General features: G+C 64.1%; 21 protein-coding genes. 6 read left to right on the top strand and 15 right to left on the bottom strand.

Annotated features, from left to right (window positions below; all coding sequences use genetic code 11):
- The 4 genes from NP552_RS16025 to coxB are packed head-to-tail and all read right to left on the bottom strand — an operon-like array spanning position 1 to position 4,217.
- Complete coding sequence (locus NP552_RS16025) at positions 1-888, bottom strand: cytochrome c oxidase subunit 3 (protein WP_043862280.1); 888 nt, start codon at positions 886-888, stop codon at positions 1-3.
- Positions 889-900: 12 nt separating this feature from the next.
- Positions 901-1,470 (bottom strand): cytochrome c oxidase assembly protein, encoded by a 570-nt coding sequence (locus NP552_RS16020; protein WP_043862279.1) that lies wholly within the window; start codon positions 1,468-1,470, stop codon positions 901-903.
- Positions 1,471-1,480: 10 nt separating this feature from the next.
- The gene (gene ctaD, locus NP552_RS16015; RefSeq protein WP_054916033.1) at positions 1,481-3,073 is read right to left on the bottom strand and encodes a cytochrome c oxidase subunit I; all 1,593 of its coding nucleotides are present in this window, start codon (positions 3,071-3,073) and stop codon (positions 1,481-1,483) included.
- A 16-nt stretch (positions 3,074-3,089) separates the two neighbouring features.
- Positions 3,090-4,217: a cytochrome c oxidase subunit II gene (coxB, locus tag NP552_RS16010; RefSeq protein WP_043862277.1), complete on the bottom strand. Its 1,128-nt coding sequence runs from the start codon at positions 4,215-4,217 to the stop codon at positions 3,090-3,092.
- A gap of 309 nt (positions 4,218-4,526) precedes the next feature.
- Between coxB and NP552_RS16005 the strand changes: the two genes are divergently transcribed.
- Positions 4,527-5,174 carry a hypothetical protein gene (locus NP552_RS16005; RefSeq protein ID WP_054916034.1) on the top strand — a complete coding sequence of 216 codons (648 nt, stop codon included), beginning with the start codon at positions 4,527-4,529 and terminating at the stop codon, positions 5,172-5,174.
- An 86-nt stretch (positions 5,175-5,260) separates the two neighbouring features.
- On the opposite strand, the gene NP552_RS16000 is transcribed toward NP552_RS16005, so the two are convergent.
- From NP552_RS16000 to prlC, 6 genes are all read right to left on the bottom strand, one after another.
- The gene (locus NP552_RS16000; RefSeq protein ID WP_201023459.1) at positions 5,261-6,787 is read right to left on the bottom strand and encodes a SulP family inorganic anion transporter; all 1,527 of its coding nucleotides are present in this window, start codon (positions 6,785-6,787) and stop codon (positions 5,261-5,263) included.
- A gap of 194 nt (positions 6,788-6,981) precedes the next feature.
- Positions 6,982-7,701 carry a carbonic anhydrase gene (locus NP552_RS15995; protein WP_043862274.1) on the bottom strand — a complete coding sequence of 240 codons (720 nt, stop codon included), beginning with the start codon at positions 7,699-7,701 and terminating at the stop codon, positions 6,982-6,984.
- 243 nt (positions 7,702-7,944) lie between these two features.
- A complete protein-coding gene (locus NP552_RS15990; protein WP_043862273.1) occupies positions 7,945-9,003 on the bottom strand; it encodes a PA0069 family radical SAM protein in 1,059 nt (352 codons plus the stop codon).
- A gap of 78 nt (positions 9,004-9,081) precedes the next feature.
- Complete coding sequence (locus NP552_RS15985) at positions 9,082-11,106, bottom strand: M3 family metallopeptidase (RefSeq protein ID WP_058541991.1); 2,025 nt, start codon at positions 11,104-11,106, stop codon at positions 9,082-9,084.
- Positions 11,107-11,205: 99 nt separating this feature from the next.
- Entirely contained in the window at positions 11,206-11,466 is a 261-nt protein-coding gene (locus NP552_RS15980; RefSeq protein ID WP_043862271.1) for a YheV family putative zinc ribbon protein, read from the bottom strand.
- Positions 11,463-13,514 carry an oligopeptidase A gene (gene prlC / locus NP552_RS15975; protein WP_043862270.1) on the bottom strand — a complete coding sequence of 684 codons (2,052 nt, stop codon included), beginning with the start codon at positions 13,512-13,514 and terminating at the stop codon, positions 11,463-11,465. Before prlC ends, NP552_RS15980 begins: the two co-directional genes overlap by 4 nt.
- A 90-nt stretch (positions 13,515-13,604) precedes the next feature.
- On the opposite strand from prlC, the gene NP552_RS15970 reads away from it, so the two are divergent.
- Positions 13,605-14,153 carry a gamma carbonic anhydrase family protein gene (locus tag NP552_RS15970; RefSeq protein ID WP_043862269.1) on the top strand — a complete coding sequence of 183 codons (549 nt, stop codon included), beginning with the start codon at positions 13,605-13,607 and terminating at the stop codon, positions 14,151-14,153.
- 32 nt (positions 14,154-14,185) lie between these two features.
- The gene (locus tag NP552_RS15965) at positions 14,186-14,836 is read left to right on the top strand and encodes an HAD family hydrolase (protein WP_054916038.1); all 651 of its coding nucleotides are present in this window, start codon (positions 14,186-14,188) and stop codon (positions 14,834-14,836) included.
- Positions 14,837-14,863: 27 nt separating this feature from the next.
- On the opposite strand, the gene NP552_RS15960 is transcribed toward NP552_RS15965, so the two are convergent.
- The gene (locus tag NP552_RS15960) at positions 14,864-15,970 is read right to left on the bottom strand and encodes an aminopeptidase (protein ID WP_054916039.1); all 1,107 of its coding nucleotides are present in this window, start codon (positions 15,968-15,970) and stop codon (positions 14,864-14,866) included.
- A 65-nt stretch (positions 15,971-16,035) separates the two neighbouring features.
- On the opposite strand from NP552_RS15960, the gene NP552_RS15955 reads away from it, so the two are divergent.
- Together NP552_RS15955 and NP552_RS15950 are read left to right on the top strand one after the other, a co-directional pair.
- A complete protein-coding gene (locus tag NP552_RS15955) occupies positions 16,036-16,449 on the top strand; it encodes a PA0061/PA0062 family lipoprotein (RefSeq protein WP_054916040.1) in 414 nt (137 codons plus the stop codon).
- Positions 16,450-16,501: 52 nt separating this feature from the next.
- Positions 16,502-16,915, top strand: coding sequence for a PA0061/PA0062 family lipoprotein (locus NP552_RS15950; protein WP_043862265.1), 414 nt, complete (start codon positions 16,502-16,504; stop codon positions 16,913-16,915).
- A gap of 3 nt (positions 16,916-16,918) precedes the next feature.
- On the opposite strand, the gene NP552_RS15945 is transcribed toward NP552_RS15950, so the two are convergent.
- Both NP552_RS15945 and NP552_RS15940 read right to left on the bottom strand, forming a co-directional pair.
- Entirely contained in the window at positions 16,919-17,152 is a 234-nt protein-coding gene (locus tag NP552_RS15945; protein WP_043862264.1) for a DUF1161 domain-containing protein, read from the bottom strand.
- Positions 17,153-17,237: 85 nt separating this feature from the next.
- Positions 17,238-17,672 (bottom strand): OsmC family protein, encoded by a 435-nt coding sequence (locus NP552_RS15940; protein ID WP_088514205.1) that lies wholly within the window; start codon positions 17,670-17,672, stop codon positions 17,238-17,240.
- Positions 17,673-17,853: 181 nt separating this feature from the next.
- Between NP552_RS15940 and NP552_RS15935 the strand changes: the two genes are divergently transcribed.
- Positions 17,854-18,858, top strand: a complete 1,005-nt coding sequence (locus NP552_RS15935) for an LLM class flavin-dependent oxidoreductase (RefSeq protein ID WP_210014018.1) — start codon at positions 17,854-17,856, stop codon at positions 18,856-18,858.
- 66 nt (positions 18,859-18,924) lie between these two features.
- Here NP552_RS15935 and NP552_RS15930 read toward each other — a convergent pair whose 3' ends face one another.
- On the bottom strand, positions 18,925-19,149 hold the full coding sequence (locus NP552_RS15930; RefSeq protein ID WP_054916042.1) for a DUF1161 domain-containing protein: 225 nt from the start codon (positions 19,147-19,149) through the stop codon (positions 18,925-18,927).
- 52 nt (positions 19,150-19,201) lie between these two features.
- Complete coding sequence (locus NP552_RS15925) at positions 19,202-19,417, bottom strand: dodecin (RefSeq protein ID WP_043862261.1); 216 nt, start codon at positions 19,415-19,417, stop codon at positions 19,202-19,204.
- Between the last annotated feature and the right edge of the window lie 23 nt (positions 19,418-19,440).

The following is a 19,440-nucleotide window of genomic DNA, read 5'->3' as shown; positions in this document are numbered from 1 at the left end:
CTACAGCACATACACGAAGATGAACAACCCCACCCACACCACATCCACGAAGTGCCAGTACCAGCTGGCCGCCTCGAAGCCGAAGTGCTTGTCGGCGCTGAAGTGCCCGCGCAGGATGCGCATCAGCATCACGAACAGGATGATCGTGCCCATGGTCACGTGGGCCCCGTGGAACCCGGTGAGCATGAAGAAGGTGGCGCCGTAGATCCCCGAATGCAGGGTCAGGCCCAGTTCGGTGTAGGCCTCGTGGTACTCGTAGGCCTGCAGGATGAGAAACGCCACGCCCAGCACGATGGTCAGCGCCAGCCAGAATTTCAGCGCGCCGCGGTGATCCTTGCGCAGGGCATGGTGGGCGATGGTGATGGTCACGCTGGAGCTGACCAGCAGAATGGTGTTGATCAGCGGCAGGTGCCACGGGTCGATCACATCGCTGGGCGGCGGGAACAGCTTGGGGTCGGGGGTATGCAGCAGCGGCCAGGCGAACTGGAAGTTCGGCCACAGCATGTGCGCCACGCCCTTGGCACCTTCCCCACCCAGCGCCGGGCCTGCCAGGTGGCGCACGTAGAACAGCGCACCGAAGAAGGCCACGAAGAACATCACCTCCGAAAAGATGAACCACGACATGCCCCAGCGGAACGAGCGGTCCAGCTGCGGGCTGTAGAGCCCGGCGCGGCTTTCCTTGATCACCGCGCCGAACCAGCCGAACAGCATGTAGGCCAGGCACAGTGCGCCGACGAAGAAGATCAGCGGGCCATGGGAGTCCTCGTGGCCGGCCTTCATGTCGTTGAACCAGGTGCCCAGGCCGAACACCGTGATCAGCATGCCGAGGGTGGCGATGATCGGCCACTTGCTCTGCGCCGGTACGTAGTAGTGCTGATGAGCAGCCATGGATCGTTCTCCTTATCGGGCGCTCTGTACGGTCTGGGTGGCCACGTGGGCCACCGGCGGCTGGCGAGCGGTGATATCGAACAGCGTGTAGGCAAGCGTCAGGTGTTTCACATCCTTGGGCAGGTCGCGGTCGACGATGAAGCGCACCGGCATCTCGATGCGCTCACCCGGCTGCAGCACCTGCTGGCTGAAGCAGAAGCATTCGGTCTTGTGAAAGTACGCGGCCGCCTCCGCCGGGCTGATGCTGGGGATGGCCTGGGCGGTCATCGGCTTGTCGGTGGGGTTGCGCGCCACGAAGATCATCTGGTTCACCGCGCCCGGGTTGACGTCGATCTGGTCGGCGGTGGAGTAGAAGTCCCAGACCATGTCGCTGGCATTGGTCGACAGGAACTGCACCTTCACCGAGCGCGTGGGGTCGCTGACCTGGCTGCCTGCGTACTGCCCGCCGGTCTTGCCGTTGATGCCGAAGGCCTTGCACATCACGTCGTAGATCGGCACCAGGGCAAAGCCGAAGGCGAACATCACCACGGTCAGCAGCATCAGCCGCGTCACCAGTCGCCGCAGCGACGTGCGCTCGTTCATGGCAGCACCCTCATTTCACTTCCGGCGGGGTCTGGAAGGTGTGGTAGGGCGCGGGCGAGGGTACCGACCATTCCAGCCCTTCGGCGCCATCCCATGGCTTGGCCGGGGCCGGCTTGCCGCCACGGATGCACTTGATCACGATGAACAGGAAGAAGATCTGCGTGACGCCGAAGGTGAACGCGCCGATCGACGACACCATGTTGAAGTCGGCGAACTGCAGGTTGTAGTCCGGCACCCGGCGCGGCATGCCCGCCAGGCCAACGAAGTGCATCGGGAAGAACGCCATGTTCATGCCGATGAACGACAGCCAGAAGTGCAGCTTGCCGAGGGTTTCGTCGTACATGTGCCCGGTCCACTTGGGCAGCCAGTAGTAGGCGGAGGCGAAGATGCCGAAGATCGCCCCCGGCACCAGCACGTAGTGGAAGTGCGCCACCACGAAGTAGGTGTCGTGGTACTGGAAGTCGGCCGGGGCGATGGCCAGCATCAACCCCGAGAAGCCGCCGATGGTGAACAGGATGACGAAGGCGATGGCGAACAGCATCGGCGTCTCGAAGGTCAGCGAACCTTCCCACATGGTGCTCACCCAGTTGAACACCTTCACCCCGGTGGGCACCGCGATGAGCATGGTGGCGTACATGAAGAACAGCTCGCCCACCACCGGGATGCCGACCACGAACATGTGGTGCGCCCACACGATGAACGACAGGAAGGCGATGGCCCCGGTGGCGTAGACCATCGAGGTGTAGCCGAACAGCGGCTTGCGCGAGAACGCCGGGATGATCGAGCTGACCGCGCCGAACGCCGGCAGGATCATGATGTACACCTCGGGGTGACCGAAGAACCAGAACACGTGCTGGAACAGTACCGGGTCGCCACCACCGGCGGCGCTGAAGAAGCTGGTGCCGAAATGGATGTCCATCAGCATCATGGTCACCACCCCGGCCAGCACCGGCATCACCGCGATCAGCAGGAACGCGGTGATCAGCCAGGTCCAGACGAACAGCGGCATCTTCATCAGGGTCATGCCGGGGGCGCGCAGGTTGAGGATGGTGGCGATCACGTTGATCGCGCCCATGATCGAGCTGATGCCCATCAGGTGGATGGCGAAGATGAAGAAGGTCACGCTGGCCGGTGCGTAGGTGGTCGACAGCGGGGCATAGAAGGTCCAGCCGAAATTCGGCCCGCCGCCGGGGCTGAACAGGGTCGATACCAGCAGCAGGAACGCTGCCGGCAGCAGCCAGAAGCTGAAGTTGTTCATGCGCGGCAGGGCCATGTCCGGCGCGCCGATCATCAGCGGGATCATCCAGTTGGCCAGGCCGACGAAGGCCGGCATCACCGCACCGAACACCATGATCAGGCCGTGCATGGTGGTCATCTGGTTGAAGAATGCCGGCTCCACGATCTGCAGGCCGGGCTGGAACAGCTCGGCGCGGATCACCATGGCGAACGAGCCGCCGAGCAGGAACATGGCGAAGGCGAACCACAGGTACATCGTGCCGATGTCCTTGTGGTTGGTGGTCAGCACCCAGCGCATCAGGCCCTTGGCCGGGCCGTGGGCGTGGTCATGGGCGGCATGACCGTGGTCGTCGATGACTGTACTCATGTCCTGTCTCCCCGGTTCATTGGCTGTCGGCCTGCTTGAGCGCCAGCACATCCTTCGGCGTGACCATGTCGCCCTTGTTGTTGCCCCAGGCGTTGCGCTCGTAGGTGATCACGGCGGCGATATCCACTTCCGAGAGCTGCTTGCCGAACGCCGCCATGGCCGTGCCGGCCTTGCCGTGGAAGACGATGTTCAGGTGATCCTTGATCGGGCCGGTGGCGATCTTCGAACCCTTGAGCGCCGGGAACATCGGCGGCAGGCCCTGGCCTTCGGCCTGGTGACAGGCCACGCAGGTGGTGTGGTAGACCTTGTCGCCGCGCTCGCTGAGCTCCTGCAGGGTCCACTCCTTGCTGGTCAGCTCCTTGAGCTTGGCCGACTCGGCCTTGCGTTCGGCCAGCCAGGTGTCGTAGTCGGCCCTGGACTTGACCTCCACCACCACCGGCATGAAGCCGTGGTCCTTGCCGCACAGTTCGGTGCACTGGCCGCGGTAGATGCCCGGCTTCTCGACACGGGTCCAGGCCTCGTTGACGAAACCGGGGATGGCATCGCGCTTGACCGCGAACGCCGGCACCCACCAGGAATGGATGACGTCGGCGGCAGTCACCAGAAAGCGCACCTTGGCACCCACCGGGATCACCAGCGGCTGATCGACCTCCAGCAGGTAGTGCTCGTCCTTGGGTGCCTTGTTGTGGATCTGATCGGCGGGGGTGGCCAGGTTGCTGAAGAACTCCACGTCCTGGCCCAGGTACTTGTAGTGCCACTTCCACTGGTAGCCGGTGACCTGGATGTCCACGTCCGACTCGCTGGCATCGTAGATGTCCACCAGGGTCTTGGTGGCGGGGATGGCCATGGCCACCAGGATCAGGAACGGCACCACCGTCCACATGATCTCGACCCAGGTGTGCTCATGAAAATGCGCCGGCTGCTGGCCGGTGGAGCGACGGTGCACCATCATCGACCAGAACATCGCGCCGAACACCACGATGCCGATCACCACGCAGATCCAGAAGATGGTCATGTGCAGGTCGAACACGGCGTTGCTGACTTCAGTCGCCCCCGGCGCCATATTCACGGTCCAGGCGGCGTGTGCCGGCGTGAACAGTGACCACAACAGCAGGCCCATCCAGGCATGTGGATGTCGCATCATTGCGGGTTCCCCTTATGATTCTTGTTATCCCGGAGGCAGGGCCTACGGCTAAGGGTACGGCGTCAAGACGGCGAACTTCGACGGCGAGCCCCTGCTGGACAGCAGGCGGGCCTCATCAACCAATCACTTTCAAAGCGGAGTATAGACAGCCGCCCGGACCGCGCAAAAAATCGCAGAGGGGGTTGATGGCCATTTGATATGCCTTACAGCGACATAAACGCACATCGTTTATGACAAATCCGTCTTAACTCTTTTTCGAACCGAGCTACCTTATGTCATCCGTGTGTTTCCCTTGTCCCTGGAGTTGTCATGAACATCGCCGCTTTGCGCGAGCAGATCACCCGTGCCCGTCAACATGAGGTCCAAACCGGCCAGTTGAAAAAGCAACTTGAAGTGCAACTGCCCCACCTGCATCCCTCGATCAACCTGCCTGAGCAAGACCCGCATGCGGCGCTTGTGGGGTTTGTCGATGCGTACATCGATCAGGTACCCGAATTGCTGGAGGCCGCCAATGCGGTGGCGCGCGAGGCGGGCATCGAGTCGCAGATCAAACCGGTACTGAAAATTGCCGAAGCCTATTTCCTGCAGCCGCCGGCGATCATGCAAGGCCAGGTCGGCCTGGGCTGCCTGCTGGATGAGGCCTACCTGGCGCACCGCCTGGTGGAGGAAGTGAACGACCTGTACATCAAGCATTTCAAGCAGCCACTGATCCCACTGGATACCACCGTGGCCAACCTGATCGCGCACCAGCTGATCGGCGAGGCATTCGCCAACCAGCTGGATGAGGTGGTGCACCACTCGGTGGACGAAATGCTCAACGACGAAAGCTTCGCGCTTGAATCGGTAGAGGCCTACCGCGACAAGCTGAGCAGCCCGGACACCGGCGCGGCGTGGAAGCGCTGGCCGTGCCTGTCGCGCCAGCTGGGCGTGGGGCTGGAGCTGGATCAGTCGGCCTGATCGGCTCGGCGGCGCAGCCTTCGCCAGCAACGCTGGCTCCTACAGGATTACACCCCGTGTAGGAGCCAGCCTTGCTGGCGATTCGTTCAGGCGCCAAGCCCTGCCGCCATGCGCGCCCGCCCCTCGGTGCGCCGCTTCAACCCGCGCGGCTCGATCACCAGCACCGATCCATTGCCCGCATTCGCCCGGCCCCAGTCCTCCAGCAGCTCGAGACACGCGTGGTCGATATAGCTGAGTTGGGCCAGCGGTACATGCAACGTGGTACATACCGGTACGTTATCCAGCGCCCGGGCGAGTGCCGGGACCTTGAGAAACGTCGCCGCACCGCTCAAGCGAAGCTCCAGGTGCCCCGGCGTATCCAGGTGGCTGACGCTGATCTTCAACCGCGCCGCCTTCAGCGCAAGCTTGAGCAAAGTAAGGGCGAAACCCAGCAGTACGCCGGTCAACAGGTCGGTGAAGATGATCGCCAGTGCGGTCGCCGCGTAGGTGAACATCGGCATGCGCCCATAGCGCCCCAACCCGCGGAACGCCTTGAAGTCCACCAGCTTGAAGCCGGTGTACACCAGTACACCTGCCAGGCTCGCCACCGGGATCTGCTGCAGCACACTGCTCAGCACCACCACGAACGCCAGCAGCCATGCCCCATGCAGAATAGCCGACAGCCGCGTCTGCGCACCGGCCTGCACGTTGGCCGAACTGCGTACGATCACCCCCGTCATCGGCAACGCCCCCAGCACGCCACAGAGCATGTTGCCCACCCCCTGGGCCGACAGTTCACGGTCGAAGTCCGAACGCTGGCCACTGTGCATGCGGTCCACCGCTGCCGCCGACAGCAGCGTCTCGGCACTGGCGATGAATGCCAGGGCGAGCGCCGCCACCAGCAGGTGCGGGTTGGCCAGTTGCAGCAGGTCGGCGGGGCGCAGCCAGTCGATGGCCTCGGCCAGGTTGGCGGGCACCACCACGCGGTTCACCGGCAACGCCAGCCACAGGCTCAGCAGGGTCATCAGCGCCACCCCGAGCAAGGCCCCCGGCACGAAGCGCAGACGCTGCGGGCGCAGGCGCTCCCAGCCCCACATGATCGCGATGGTGCCCAGGCCCAGCGCACCCGCCTGCCAGGCACTGCCGGGGCCTTCCAGGGTCAGCGCCTGCAGTACGGTCTGCGGGAACGCCGTCAGGTTGGCCAGCCCGGAAGGCTGCGGGCTGGCGTCGAACATCACATGCGCCTGCGACAGTACGATCAGCACGCCGATACCGGCGAGCATGCCGTACACCACCGCCGGCGCCGTGACCCGGAACCAGCAGCCCAGACGCAGACGCCCGGCCAGCAGTTGCAGCAGGCCCGCCAGCAGCAGGATCGGCCCGAGCATGGCCATGCCATGCTGGCGTACCAGCTCGAACACCAGCACCGCCAGGCCCGCCGCCGGGCCGCTGACCTGCAATGGCGAGCCGGCGATGAACCCCACCACCAGGCCACCGACGATGCCGGTGATCAGACCCTTGGCCGGGGGCATGCCGGAAGCGATGGCGATGCCCATGCACAGCGGCAGCGCCACCAGAAACACCACCACCGAAGCCAGCAGTTCACGCGGCAGGGCCGCTTTCAATTGCGTCATGTTCACCTTGATTCTCCCTCTATCGATCACGCCGGGCCATTCCGCTGGCCCGCACGCCGCAGTAACGCCGCCACGCGGGCAGCCGCAAGCCGCCGGCAGGCCGGCAAGGCATTCATGGAAATTCAAGGCAGCCGACTACCTGGGCTGCACGCGAACGTGCAGCGTTCAGTCACCCTGTTGCGAATGAGGTGTGGCTAGTAGCGCCCGCGCGGGGTGGCGCAGGGAATCGGCTGGCCGCTCTGCAGGGGCAGGAAGCGGTCACTTACCGCGTCATAGGCGGTGATTTCGCTGGTTTCGATGTCGTAGATCCAGCCGTGGATATACAACTGGCCGGCCGCCAGGCGCGAGGCGACCGAAGGGTGGGTACGCAGGTGCTGCAACTGCGCGATGACGTTTTCCTTGGTCAGCACCTGCATGCTTTCGTGTTCGTTGTGGCAATGGCAATTGTCTTCGACCACCGTGCGCGCCACCTCGGCATGCCGCAACCAGGCCTTGACCGTGGGCATCTTCTCCAGGCTCTGCGGGTTGAGCACGGCACGCATGGCCCCGCAATCGGAATGCCCGCACACGATGATGTGCTGCACACCCAGGGCCATCACCGCGTATTCGATGGCCGTGGATACACCACCGTTCATCTGCCCGTAGGGCGGCACCACGTTACCCACATTGCGGGTCACGAACAGGTCGCCAGGGGAGCTGTGGGTAATCAGTTCGGGCACGATGCGCGAGTCGGCGCAGGTAATGAACATCGCCCGCGGCTTCTGCGCAGTGGCGAGTTTCTTGAAGAGCTCTTCCTGTTGCGGGAAGACTTCATGATGAAAATGCAAAAAGCCGTCGACGATATGCTTCAGTGCGGCATCGGCGCTTTCGGCTTGATCAGCCGGGCCGTTTTGAGAGGGGTCCTGGTCTTTCATTGTTGATCCTCTTTGACGGTTTGAAGGTAAGTCCATTTTACCGGTTCAAGATTCAGACAACGCAATGAAGCTTGGATGTCGCTCACGCTCAATAAAGCACAGTGCGGCTGCCTGGCGTTTCACGCTACGCGGAAAAACTTAACTCAAACTGAATTTGGAGGCTCTAGAACGGGCGTTCCAGAACAAAAGGGCGGGCCTCGGATACTAGCAAAAAAGCATTAATGGCAACTACCCATTAATGCATTACAGCAGCGACAACTGCCCACCGGGCGGGCAGAACGCGCTGCAATCGAGCGCATGGCCTTCACGCCGGTTCAGTCCCAGGCGGCGCATGGCCTTGTCGAAACGCTGCGCCAGCAAGTCGGCAAACACGCCTTCGCCCCGCATGCGTGCGCCAAAACGGCTGTCGTACAGCTCGCCGCCACGGCTCTGACGGATCAGGCTCAGCACATGGGTCGCACGTTGCGGGTAATGATCCTGCAGCCATTGCTCGAACAGCGGCGCCACCTCCAGCGGCAGGCGCAGCAGCATGTAGGCCGCGTGCAGCGCGCCGGCCTGCTTGGCCGCCTCCAGCAGGTGCTCCAGTTCGCTGTCGTTGATCATCGGGATCATCGGCGAACACAGCACACCTACCGGCACACCCGCCTCGCGCATCACCCGAATCGCCCGCAACCGCGCCTTGGGCGCGGCGGCACGCGGTTCCAGGGTGCGCTTGAGCTCGTCGTCGAGGGTGGTCAGGCTGATCATCACCGACACCAGGCGCTGCTGTGCCAGTTCGGCCAGCAGGTCGAGGTCGCGCAGGATCAGCGAGCCCTTGGTCACGATGGTGACCGGGTGACGGTAGCGCAGCAGCACTTCAAGCAGGCGCCGGGTCAGCTGCTGTTCGCGCTCGATAGGCTGGTACGGGTCGGTGTTGGACCCCAGGTTGATCGGGGCGCACACGTAGCCTTTCTTCGACAGCTGTTGTTCCAGCACCGCCGCCGCGTTGGTCTTGGCGATCAGCTTGGTCTCGAAATCGAGCCCCGGCGACAGGTCCCAGTAGGCGTGGCTGGGGCGGGCATAGCAATAGATGCAACCATGCTCGCAACCTCGGTAGGGGTTGATCGAGCGGTCGAAGGGCAGGTCGGGCGAGGTGTTACGGGTGATGATGGTTTTGGCCGTCTCGATGCGGACTTCGGTGCCCTGGGTCAGCGGCACCTCCTGGTACCAGCCATCATCCTCGGCCACAGAGCGGGCAGGGGCGAAGCGGTTGTGCGGGTTGTGCGCGGTACCGCGACCACGCACAGGCGCTGGAGTGAACATGGCGAGCCCCTATACTGTTTTTATATACAGTACTGCATCGCCACCAGGACCTCCAGCACCGCTCGGCGTCCGACGTGGCTACGGGTTAAGGCCATGCCACTGCAGAAACGGCAGGGGGCTCACGTCACGCCCGCGAAACACCTTGAACCCTGCCGTGATCGAGCGCCCGGCCCCCGGGGCAACAATGGCCTCGAGCAGGGCACGCCCGGTGGCCGGGTTGAGCACGCCTTCGGCTTCGAACCGGGCGAAGGCATCGATCGCGTAGACCCGTGACCACAGGTAGCTGTAATAGCCCGCCTCGTAGCCGCTGGCCAGGTGATCGAAAGCCTGGGCCGGGCGCTCGAAATCGCCCAGCGGCCAGGGCAGCACTGCGTCGAACTGTTCCACCACCTGCTGCTGCAGGCTTTGCGCAGCAGCCGGGTAGGTCTCGCCATGCAGGTGCAGGTCCAGGCGCGCCATTGCCAGGTCTCGGGCAAACGTGAGCCCTTGCTGCTGTTTCTGCTGGTCGAGAAACGCCTGCACCGTGGACTGCGGCAGTGCCTTGCCTGTCTGGTAGTGATGGGAGATACCGGCCAGGTACTCGGCCGACCAGCACCAGCGCTCCAGCAGCTCACTGAAGAACTCGATCCCGTCCGGCCCCAGGCTGTCGATATCGGACAGGCGGTAATCGGTGGTGGCCACCAGCAGCTGGTGCAGGCAGTGACCGAACTCGTGGTACAGCTTGCGCAGGTCCAGGTGGGTCAGCAACGGTGGGGCAACCCCGTCGCCACGCTCGACTGCGCAGAACAGCGCCGCCGCGCCCTTGTGAAAACGACCCTCGGCATCCACGTGGCGGTTCCATACCCGCAGGCTCCAGGCGTAGTCCTCCTTGCCCGGGCGGGTGATCGCATCCATGTACAGGTACCCCACCAGCGCATGGCCCTGGGTTACCTCGAAGCACCGCACATCCGCATGCCAGGCCTGCAACGTGCTGGACGGCGTGATCTGCACGCCGAACAGGGTATCGGCCAGCTGCGTCATGGCCAGCACCACCTGCTCCAGCGGGAAGTAGCCACGCATTTCCTCGCCAGACAGTGCCAGCGGGTGCCGATGCGCACGCTGCGCGTAAAAGGCGATGTCCCAGGGCTGCAGGCCACCCAGGCGCGCCTGCTGGTCGAAGGCCCGCAACCGCGCGGTTTCGGCGCTACGCCAGGCGGCGCTGTGGGTGCTCAGGTCCTGCAGAAACCGCGTGACCTGTTGCGTCGATTCTGCCGTCTTGGTCTGCAGGCTGAGTTCGGCAAAGCTGGCAAACCCCAGCAGTTGCGCCTGCTCATGGCGCAGTCGTCGCAACTCCAGCAGCACCGGGCCGTTGTCGGGGCCTGCGTCCAGCTCCGACGCGCGGCCATGGTAGGCCCGATACACGGTTTCACGCAGGCTGCGGTCTGTGGCCTGCTGCAGGATGGCCAGGCACGGGGCCTCTTCCAAGGTCACCAGCCAGCCCTCGAGGCCCTTGGCCTGGGCCTTGCGCGCCATGGCGGCGGTCTCCAGCGCGTCGACCCCCTGCAGGCGCCGGGCATCGGTGATCAGCAGGGTCCAGGCGCCGGTGGCGTGTGCCAGGTTGTCGAGGAACAGGTTGCGCTGGGCACTGATGCTGGTTTGCAGGGCCATCAGGCGGGCACGCTCGGTTTCACCGAGCTCGGCGCCGCTCAGGCGAAAGGCCTTGATCGACTGCTGCAGCGACATCCTGCGTTCGTGGCTGAACAGCGCACCGTGGGCGCTGTCGGCCAGACGCTGATAGAGCGCCAGCAACGTGGCGTTCTGCAGCTTTGCCTGATGATAGGCCTGGGTCTTGAGCCAGCACTCGTCCACGGCGGCCTTCCAGGCCTCGCCGCGGGTGTACAGGGGCACGATCAGGCGCACGGCGTTGTTGAGGCGTGCATCCAGTGCATCGATGGCCATCACCAGGTCGTCCCAGGTGGGCAGGCCACGCTGGGCCAGGATGATGCGGGCCAGGGCGTTGTGGTTGTCGAGGATGATCTGGTCGATGCCCTCCGTCAGGTGTTCCAGGCGGATGTCGGCGTAGGCTGGCGGATCGAGGGGGGCGAGCAGGGGATTGCTGGTCATGGGCAGCTCCTTGAGTGACGGGAAGGTCCCGTCACTTTCAAGGGTTGCCGGTGCGCCAGGGGCTAACTATGTATGCCCCTGCACCAGCCACACGGCCCGCTAGGGCTTCTTCAGCTTCGGATTGGGGAAGAACTGCACCGTCTGCACCGCAGGCTGGGGCGCCTTGGCCTCGGCCTGGTTGACGCGGGTGCCCAGTTCCTTGGGCACCGACAGGCCCTGTTCGTTGAGCGTGTCGGAGAACCCGCAGGCCACGCACTCGCGGTGTGGCACGCCGTCTTCGCTCCACATCATCAGCTTGTCCGGCTCGCTGCACGCCGGGCATACGGCCCCGGCAATGAAGCGTTTCTTGGTCTTGCTCATGCCGCCAGGTCCTCGCTCAGGCCACTGTGGCGCAACAGCGCATCGATCGACGGCTCACGGCCACGGAAGTCGACGAACAGGCGCATCGGCGCCTGCGAGCCGCCACGGGCCAGAATCGCCTCGCGGAAGGCGCGACCGGTTTCGGCGTTGAGCACACCCTCTTCCTCGAAGCGCGAGAAGGCATCGGCCGACAGCACTTCAGCCCACTTGTAGCTGTAGTAACCGGCCGCGTAGCCGCCGGCGAAGATGTGCGCAAAGCTGTTGGGGAAGCGGTTGTACGCCGGCGGGCGCATCACCGAAACCTCGTCGCGCACCCCTTCGAGCACCTCCAGCACGCTGCGGCCATCGCCGTGGCTGGCGTGCAGTTCGAAGTCGAACAGCGAGAACTCCAGCTGGCGCACCATCATCAGGCCCGACTGGAAGTTCTTCGCCGCCAGCATCTTCTCCAGCAGGTCCTGCGGCAGGGCAGCGCCACTTTCGTAATGACCGGAGATCAACGCCAGGCCTTCAGGCTCCCAGCACCAGTTCTCCATGAACTGGCTCGGCAGCTCGACCGCGTCCCAGGCCACGCCATTGATGCCGGACACCCCGGCATGCTCGATGCGGGTCAGCAGGTGATGCAGGCCGTGGCCAAACTCGTGGAACAGGGTGGTGACTTCATCGTGGGTCAGCAGCGCCGGCTTGCCCGGGGCGGCCGGGGTGAAGTTGCACACCAGGTTGGCCACCGGGCTCTGCAGGCTGCCATCGGCCGTGCGGCGACGGTCGCGGGCGCCGTCCATCCAGGCACCGCCGCGCTTGTTGGCGCGGGCATACAGGTCGAAGAAGAAGCGCCCCACGTGCTGGCCGTTTTCCTTGATCTCGAACAGGCGCACGTCCGGGTGCCAGGTATCGAAGCCTTTCACCTCGGCGATCTCGATGCCGTACAGGCGCTGCACGATGGTGAACAGGCCCGACAGCACCTTGTCGATCGGGAAGTAGGCACGCAGGGCTTCCTGCGACACGCTGTAACGCTGTTCGCGCAGCTTCTCGCCATAGAAACCGCTGTCCCAGCTCTGCAGGTCCGGGCAGCCCTGCTCGGCGGCGTAGGCCTTGAGCTGGGCCAGGTCCTGGGCGGCGAAGGGTTTGCTGCGCTTGGCCAGGTCACGCAGGAAGCTCAGCACCTGGTCGCTGGACTCGGCCATCTTGGTGGCCAGGCTCAGCTCGGCGAAGTTGGCATAACCCAGCAGCTCGGCCAGTTCCTGACGCAGGTCGAGGATCTCGCGCATCACCGGGCCGTTGTCGAACTGGCCGGCGTTGGGGCCCTGGTCCGAGGCGCGGGTGCAGTAGGCCGCGTACAGTTCTTCGCGCAGGGCACGGTCGTGGGCGTAAGTCATCACGGCGTAGTAGCTGGGGAATTCCAGGCTGATCAGCCAGCCATCCAGGCCCTTGGCCTGCGCGGCGGCCGCCATCTGCGCCTTGGCCGATTCGGTCAGGCCGGCCAGTGCGGCCTCGTCGGTGACGTGCTTGGTCCAGGCCTGGGTGGCGTCGAGCAGCTGGTTGGAGAAACGGCTGCCCAGTTCCGAAAGCTTGCTCTGCACCTCGGCATATCGCTTCTGCTGGTCGGCCGGCAGGTCGATACCCGACAGGCGGAAGTCACGCAGGGCATGTTCGAGGATGGTTTTCTGCGCCACATCGAAGCCGGCGGCTTCGGGGCTGGCGATCAACGCTTCATAGGCCTGGAACAGCTCGCGGTTCTGGCCCATTTCGGTGGCGTAGGCGCTCAGGGCCGGCAGGCAGGCCTCGTAGGCCTCGCGCAGCTCGGCGCTGTTGCACACCGCGTTGAGGTGGCTGACCGGGCTCCAGGCGGCACCCAGTCGGTCGTTGAGTTCGTCCATGGCCAGCACCAGGCCGGCCCAGGTGGGGTTCTGGCCCTGGGTTTTCAGGATCGAGGCGATGGCGCTGCGGTTGTCGGCCAGGATCTGTTCGATCGCCGGCAGCACATGCTCGGCACGGATCGCCGAGAAGGGCGGCAGGTCATAAGACTGCAGAAGCGGGTTGTTCGCACTCACGGTTAAACACCTTGGCAGAAGAAACACCGCTCCATCTTAATTACAATCGACGCTGACCGCAGCTATCAGCCTTACAGAGAGACACTATTCATGGCCATCCGCAGCTTCCAGCAACACATTCCGCGTCTCGGCGCCCGCGCCTTCGTCGACCGCAGCGCAGTGGTGCTGGGTGATGTCGAGATCGGCGAGGACAGCTCGGTATGGCCTCTAACGGTGATCCGCGGCGACATGCACCGCATCCGCATCGGCGCGCGCACCAGCGTGCAGGACGCCAGCGTGCTGCACATCACCCATGCCGGGCCGTTCAATCCCGACGGCTACCCGCTGCTGATCGGCGATGACGTGACCATTGGCCACAAGGTCATGCTGCATGGCTGCACCCTGGGCAACCGCATTCTGGTCGGCATGGGCAGCACCATCATGGACGGCGCGGTGGTCGAGGACGAGGTGATCATCGGTGCCGGCAGCCTGGTACCGCCGGGCAAGACGCTGGAGAGCGGTTTCCTGTACGTGGGCAGCCCGGTGAAGCAGGCACGGGCGCTGACCGACAAGGAACGCGCGTTCTTCCCCTACAGCGCCGCCAACTACGTGAAGCTCAAGGACCTGCACCTGGCCGAAGGCTTCGACCAGCCCGAGTGAGTTATCCACAGCCCCCTTTTTTCGAGACTGTCATGCACCAGCAAACCATTCTGTTCGACCTCGACGGTACACTCACCGACCCCCGTGAAGGCATCACGCGCTCCATCCAGTACGCCCTGGCCAAGCTGGACATCGACGAGCCGGACCTGGCCCGCCTGGAACACTTCATCGGCCCGCCTTTGCTGCAGGCGTTCATGCAGTTCTACGGCTTCGACGAGGCCAAGGCATGGCAGGCGGTGAACTTCTACCGTGAGCGCTTCAAGGTCACCGGGTTGTACGAGAACCGCGTGTTCGAAGGCGTGAGCGAGCTGCTCGAAGGGCTGCAGGCGCAGGGGCGCACGCTGTACATCGCCACCTCCAAGCCCTGGGAGTTCGCCCGCGAGATTGCCCGGCACTTCGATTTTGCCCGGCATTTCAAGGTCATCTACGGCAGCGAGCTGGACGGTACGCGCACCAACAAGGTGGAGCTGATTGCGCACCTGCTGGCCGAAGAAAACCTGGACCCGGCGCAGACACTGATGATCGGCGACCGCAAGCACGACCTGATCGGCGCGCGCAGCAACGGGCTGGAAGCAGTGGCGGTGGGCTACGGGTTTGGCAGCCGCGAGGAACTGACCGCAGAGCAGCCGGCTTATCATTTCGACACGCTGGGCGAGCTGCATCGGGCCTTCATGCGGTCCTGAGGGCCTTTTCGCCGGCAATGCCGGCTCTTACAAGGGATGCGAGCCGGCCTTGCCGGCGTAGCTTTCCAGGGCCTGCTGGCGCTGCTCGAACGGCAACCGCCCCCAGGCCTCGACCCGCTGGTAGAACACCGCCCAATCTCCGCCAACCTCCCGGAACAACGCTGCAAACGCCGGCACCCACTGGTCATACAGCCCGAACGGCAGCAGCTTGGCGTTGTTCATCGGCGCGTTGATCCACGCGTCATAGCGCTTGTCGCCCTGCCACCTTGCATCGCGCAGCACCCGGTACTCGCTGCGCAGGCGCTCGAACTCGGCCTGCTTGCCCGCGCGCATCGCCGCCTCGTCCAGCGGCTGTGCATACAACGTCTTGAGCCGCTCGCGGCTGGCCAGCACCAGCCCGACGAACTCGTCACGCTGGCGCGCTCCACCCTGCGGCAAGGGCGCCAGCCCGCGGGCCGCGCGCCACTGGCGCGAACCTTCCTGCTCCACAAAGGTGGCAAACGACTCGTTGAACGCCGTGTCGTCCTTCACGTACACGCGCTGGTGCGCCAGTTCGTGGAAGATCACCGTGGCCAGGCGCTCGTCGCCCCAGCCCAGCATCGAATTGAGAATCGGGTCGTCGAACCAGCCCAGGGTCGAATAGGCCTCCACACCGCCCACATACACATCCTGCCCCTGTGCCTTCTGCAACGCCGCCGCCCCGCGCGCCGCACCCTGGCTGTAGTAGCCGCGATAGGCCACGCAACCGGCGATGGGGAAGCAGTAGGTATGCGGTTCCAGCGAAAACTCCGGGGTGGCGAACACGTTCCACACCACGAACGGGCGCCCGATATCGGCGTACACCCGGTAGCTGCGGTTGTCCGGCAGCTTAAGGTGGCTGCTGGCAAAAGCGCGTGCCTGCTGCGCTTTCGCCAGGTGCTGGCGCAGGGCAGGGGGGGTGGCCGGGTCGGCCACCAGCACCGCCACCGGCTCGCGCGCGCGCAGCAGCTGCCATTGCCCGCTGGCCAGCTGGCTGTAGTAGCCGAGGCTGGTGCAACCGTTGAGCAGCCCGAGCAGCAGCACGGGAACCAACCCGCGGAAAACGCGGTCGAGTGCCCCGGGGCTTGAGCGCAACCAGAAAAAAATTCGAACCATGTGCAGGGATGTCTCGCTCAAGTGCTCATCGGCCCAAGACTATCCTGCCTGCCCGGAGTTTTGCCATGCGTACGATGCTTGCCGCCAGCGCTGTGCTGGCCCTGACCGGCTGCGCCGGCCTGCCCGCCGCCGACCCGAACCAGGCCTGGGTCGACCTCCAGCCCGCTGCCGATGACACCCTGCACGCGCTGGAGGTGGACGAGCGCAGCTGGGCCGACACCCGCTACTTCGAAGTCACGCCGGGCAGTCACGAGCTGACGGTGCGCTATCAGTTCGCGGTAGCGCCCGGCAATATCGGGCCGGTGGACGAACCGCTGTGGCGCGATTGCCAGCTGAACGTGAAATTCAAGGATTTCAATGCCGGCCAGCGCTATCAGTTGCAGGCCGGCAGCATCGGCTTCAGGCCCTGGGCCAAGCTCTACGACGAGCAGCGCAAACTGGTCGGCACCGGTTTGCCTGCCGGATGCCAGCGTACCTGAACAGACTAATGGCGCTATGCTTGTAGCTTGTAGCCCGCCAGCGGAGATTGCCATGCGCCAGCCCATGATGCTGCTTGCCATCAGTACCTTGGGGGCCTGTGCCAGTCCCCTGCCACCGGTCGACAGCAAGCAGGCCTGGATCGACCTGTATACCGTCACGCCGGGCAAGGTGCTCATGGCCGACCGCCTGGATGGTCAGCGCCTGAACGACGGCCGTTTCTTCCAGGTCACGCCGGGCAAACACGAACTGGTGGTGCGCTTTGATTTCGAGGTGTATTCAGGCGGTTTCAGCACCGACCCTACCGAACGCACCTGCTACCTGAAGATTCGCTACGACGACTTCCAGGCCGGCCAGCGCTACCGCATCGAAGCCCGCGCCCCGGCCATGCAGCCCAGTGCCTATCTGTACGACGCGCAGCGCAAGCTGGTCGCCGAAGAACAGAACGACATCTTCTGCATCCCGTGACGGCTAGCGATCGTTTTTCTGGTAGATGATCTTCTTGGTGCCGTTCTCACAGCTGCCCACCACCATGTTCTGGTCATGGACTTCATCGTTGGTCACGATTTCCAGGGTGTAGGAAGAGACATTGTTGGCCTGGATCTTGGCTTCGATCTCGGCCTTGAGCTCGGCGCAGTCCTTGGGCGCGGCCAGCGCACTGGTGGCCAGCAACGAGGTCAGCACAGCGAATGCAATACGAGTCATCAGAACAGCTCCTTGTGGCGGCAGACCATCTGCCGACAGCCATTTGACCACAAGAAGCCGTGCGTCGTTCTGATCTGCGCCGGCGTCAGTCCACCAGGGTGGCGTCCAGGCTGATCTGGGCCTTGAGCACCTTGGATACCGGACATCCCGCCTTGGCCTTATTGGCCAGCTCCTCGAATTTCGCCTTGTCGGCACCGGGCACCTTGGCCTTGAGGATCAGGTGCACGGCGGTGATGGCAAAACCATCGGGCTGCTTGTCCAGGGTCACTTCGGCGATGGTGTCGATACGCTCGGCGGTCAGGCCGGCTTCGCCGAGGATCATCGAAAAGGCCATGGAGAAGCAGCCTGCATGGGCAGCGCCGATCAGTTCTTCAGGGTTGGTACCAGGCTGGCCTTCGAACCGGGTGTTGAAGCCATAGGGGTTGGCCTTCAAGGCGCCACTCTCGGTGGAGAGCTGGCCCTTGCCGGTCTTCAGGTCGCCTTGCCAGATTGCCGATGCTGTCTTTTTTATCGAACTCATAAAGCCTCCTGAGTGCCTGAGAGCGCGGGGGATCGCGCCTGGCGTTCAATTCAGAGGGCGTCACCACGGGCAAGTTCAGCCCGATTGCAGGGGCAGGCATTGAATACCTGTGATCTGCCCATACAGAGTCAGAAAGGTCGCGGCATGCTGTCGGCCTAACCATTCAGGAGGCGTACACGCCATGACGCGACTCGCGGACATCAAATACTCCACCCTCGACCTGGTACCGGTACGCCAGGACAGCGGCCCGGCCCAGTCGCTGCGCAACTCGCTGGACCTGGCGCAACACGTGGAGAAATTCGGCTACAACCGCTTCTGGGTGGCCGAGCACCACAACATGGACGGCATTGCCAGCTCCGCCACCTCGGTGCTGCTGGGGTACCTGGCCGGTGGTACCTCGACGATCCGCGTGGGTGCAGGCGGGGTGATGCTGCCCAACCACGCGCCGCTGGTGATTGCCGAGCAGTTCGGCACCCTGGCCAGCCTGTACCCGGGCCGTATCGACCTGGGCCTGGGGCGTGCGCCGGGTTCCGACCAGATGACCGCCCGCGCCCTGCGCCGCGAGCGCTCGGGCAGCGCCGACGACTTCCCGGACGATGTAGAGGAACTGGTGCGCTACCTGGGTCCGCGCACGCCCGACCAGAAAGTGATTGCCGTGCCGGGGTATGGCACCGAGGTGCCGATCTGGCTGCTGGGCTCGAGCCTGTTCAGTGCACAGCTGGCGGGGATGCGCGGCTTGCCGTATGCGTTTGCCTCGCACTTTGCGCCGCGCATGATGCATGAAGCGATCCGCGTGTACCGCAACCACTTCAAGCCCTCGACGGTGCTCGACAAGCCCTACGTGATGTTGGGTGTACCGCTGGTGGCGGCCGATACCGACGAGCAGGCCGAGTACCTGGCCACCTCGGTGTATCAGCGAATTCTGGCGTTGATGCGTGGGCAGAGCCTGGTGCAGCGCCCGCCCGTCGACAGCATGGACGGCCTGTGGCAGCCCCATGAGCGGGAGGCAGTGGGAAGTTTCCTGGGCCTGGCGATGGTGGGCGGGCCAGAGAAGATCCGCGCCAAACTGGATGTGCTGCTGGAGCAGACCGGTGCTGATGAGCTGATCTTTACCTGCGACCTGTACGAGCATGCGGACCGGATCCGGTCCTACGAGATTCTGTCGCAGATCATCAAGGGCAACTGAGGGCCCTTTCGCCAGCAAGGCTGGCTCCTACGTGGGAGCCAGCCTTGCTGGCGAAAGACTCACCGATCAACCGCGCTTGTACACGATTTCCTTGGTACCGCCTTCACACGACCCCACCACCTTGCCATCGGTCGCAGCGCCCTTGTCGACGATCTCCAGCGAATAGTGCGGTACGCCATTGGCGTCGATCTTCGCGGCAATCTCGCTCTTCAATTCTTCACACGGCTTGCCTGCCGCCAGCGCAGTCCCGGCCAGGGTCATCAAGCCAAACGCCAATACCAGCTTCTTCATCGATCGCATTCCTTGTTCAGATCAAAAAGGGTTCAGGGCCAGCCGGCCGCCATCAGCTGTTGGCGATACGGAAGCCCACCTTGATGGTTACCTGAAAATGCGCCGCCTTGCCATCCTTGATATGGCCCCGGGTCTCGGTCACTTCGAACCACTCCAGGTGCTTGATGCTCTTGGCCGCTTCGGCCAGGGCATTGTTGATCGCGTCCTCGATGCTGCTGGGCGAGGAGCCGACCAGTTCGACCTTCTTGTACGTGTGGTGATCAGACATGACTACTCTCCATCAATGGTGTG

Source organism: Pseudomonas sp. 8209 (assembly GCF_028682105.1).
Lineage (GTDB): Bacteria > Pseudomonadota > Gammaproteobacteria > Pseudomonadales > Pseudomonadaceae > Aquipseudomonas > Aquipseudomonas palmensis.
Note: the sequence above shows the minus strand (reverse complement) of the source record. Positions and strands in the feature narration are given on the sequence as shown.

Excerpts from the sequence above, each read along its gene's own strand:
- NP552_RS15940 (WP_088514205.1), bottom strand. The coding sequence starts at position 17,672 with ATGAGTTCGATAAAAAAGACAGCATCGGCAATCTGGCAAGGCGACCTG.
- NP552_RS16000 (WP_201023459.1), bottom strand. The coding sequence starts at position 6,787 with ATGACGCAATTGAAAGCGGCCCTGCCGCGTGAACTGCTGGCTTCGGTG.
- NP552_RS15960 (WP_054916039.1), bottom strand. The coding sequence starts at position 15,970 with ATGGTTCGAATTTTTTTCTGGTTGCGCTCAAGCCCCGGGGCACTCGAC.
- NP552_RS15980 (WP_043862271.1), bottom strand. The coding sequence starts at position 11,466 with ATGAGCAAGACCAAGAAACGCTTCATTGCCGGGGCCGTATGCCCGGCG.
- NP552_RS15955 (WP_054916040.1), top strand. The coding sequence starts at position 16,036 with ATGCGTACGATGCTTGCCGCCAGCGCTGTGCTGGCCCTGACCGGCTGC.
- NP552_RS16025 (WP_043862280.1), bottom strand. The coding sequence starts at position 888 with ATGGCTGCTCATCAGCACTACTACGTACCGGCGCAGAGCAAGTGGCCG.
- NP552_RS15970 (WP_043862269.1), top strand. The coding sequence starts at position 13,605 with ATGGCCATCCGCAGCTTCCAGCAACACATTCCGCGTCTCGGCGCCCGC.
- NP552_RS16005 (WP_054916034.1), top strand. The coding sequence starts at position 4,527 with ATGAACATCGCCGCTTTGCGCGAGCAGATCACCCGTGCCCGTCAACAT.
- NP552_RS15990 (WP_043862273.1), bottom strand. The coding sequence starts at position 9,003 with ATGTTCACTCCAGCGCCTGTGCGTGGTCGCGGTACCGCGCACAACCCG.
- coxB (WP_043862277.1), bottom strand. The coding sequence starts at position 4,217 with ATGATGCGACATCCACATGCCTGGATGGGCCTGCTGTTGTGGTCACTG.
- NP552_RS15995 (WP_043862274.1), bottom strand. The coding sequence starts at position 7,701 with ATGAAAGACCAGGACCCCTCTCAAAACGGCCCGGCTGATCAAGCCGAA.
- NP552_RS15985 (WP_058541991.1), bottom strand. The coding sequence starts at position 11,106 with ATGACCAGCAATCCCCTGCTCGCCCCCCTCGATCCGCCAGCCTACGCC.
- NP552_RS15950 (WP_043862265.1), top strand. The coding sequence starts at position 16,502 with ATGCGCCAGCCCATGATGCTGCTTGCCATCAGTACCTTGGGGGCCTGT.
- NP552_RS15935 (WP_210014018.1), top strand. The coding sequence starts at position 17,854 with ATGACGCGACTCGCGGACATCAAATACTCCACCCTCGACCTGGTACCG.
- NP552_RS16020 (WP_043862279.1), bottom strand. The coding sequence starts at position 1,470 with ATGAACGAGCGCACGTCGCTGCGGCGACTGGTGACGCGGCTGATGCTG.
- NP552_RS15945 (WP_043862264.1), bottom strand. The coding sequence starts at position 17,152 with ATGACTCGTATTGCATTCGCTGTGCTGACCTCGTTGCTGGCCACCAGT.
- ctaD (WP_054916033.1), bottom strand. The coding sequence starts at position 3,073 with ATGAGTACAGTCATCGACGACCACGGTCATGCCGCCCATGACCACGCC.
- NP552_RS15965 (WP_054916038.1), top strand. The coding sequence starts at position 14,186 with ATGCACCAGCAAACCATTCTGTTCGACCTCGACGGTACACTCACCGAC.
- NP552_RS15925 (WP_043862261.1), bottom strand. The coding sequence starts at position 19,417 with ATGTCTGATCACCACACGTACAAGAAGGTCGAACTGGTCGGCTCCTCG.
- NP552_RS15930 (WP_054916042.1), bottom strand. The coding sequence starts at position 19,149 with ATGAAGAAGCTGGTATTGGCGTTTGGCTTGATGACCCTGGCCGGGACT.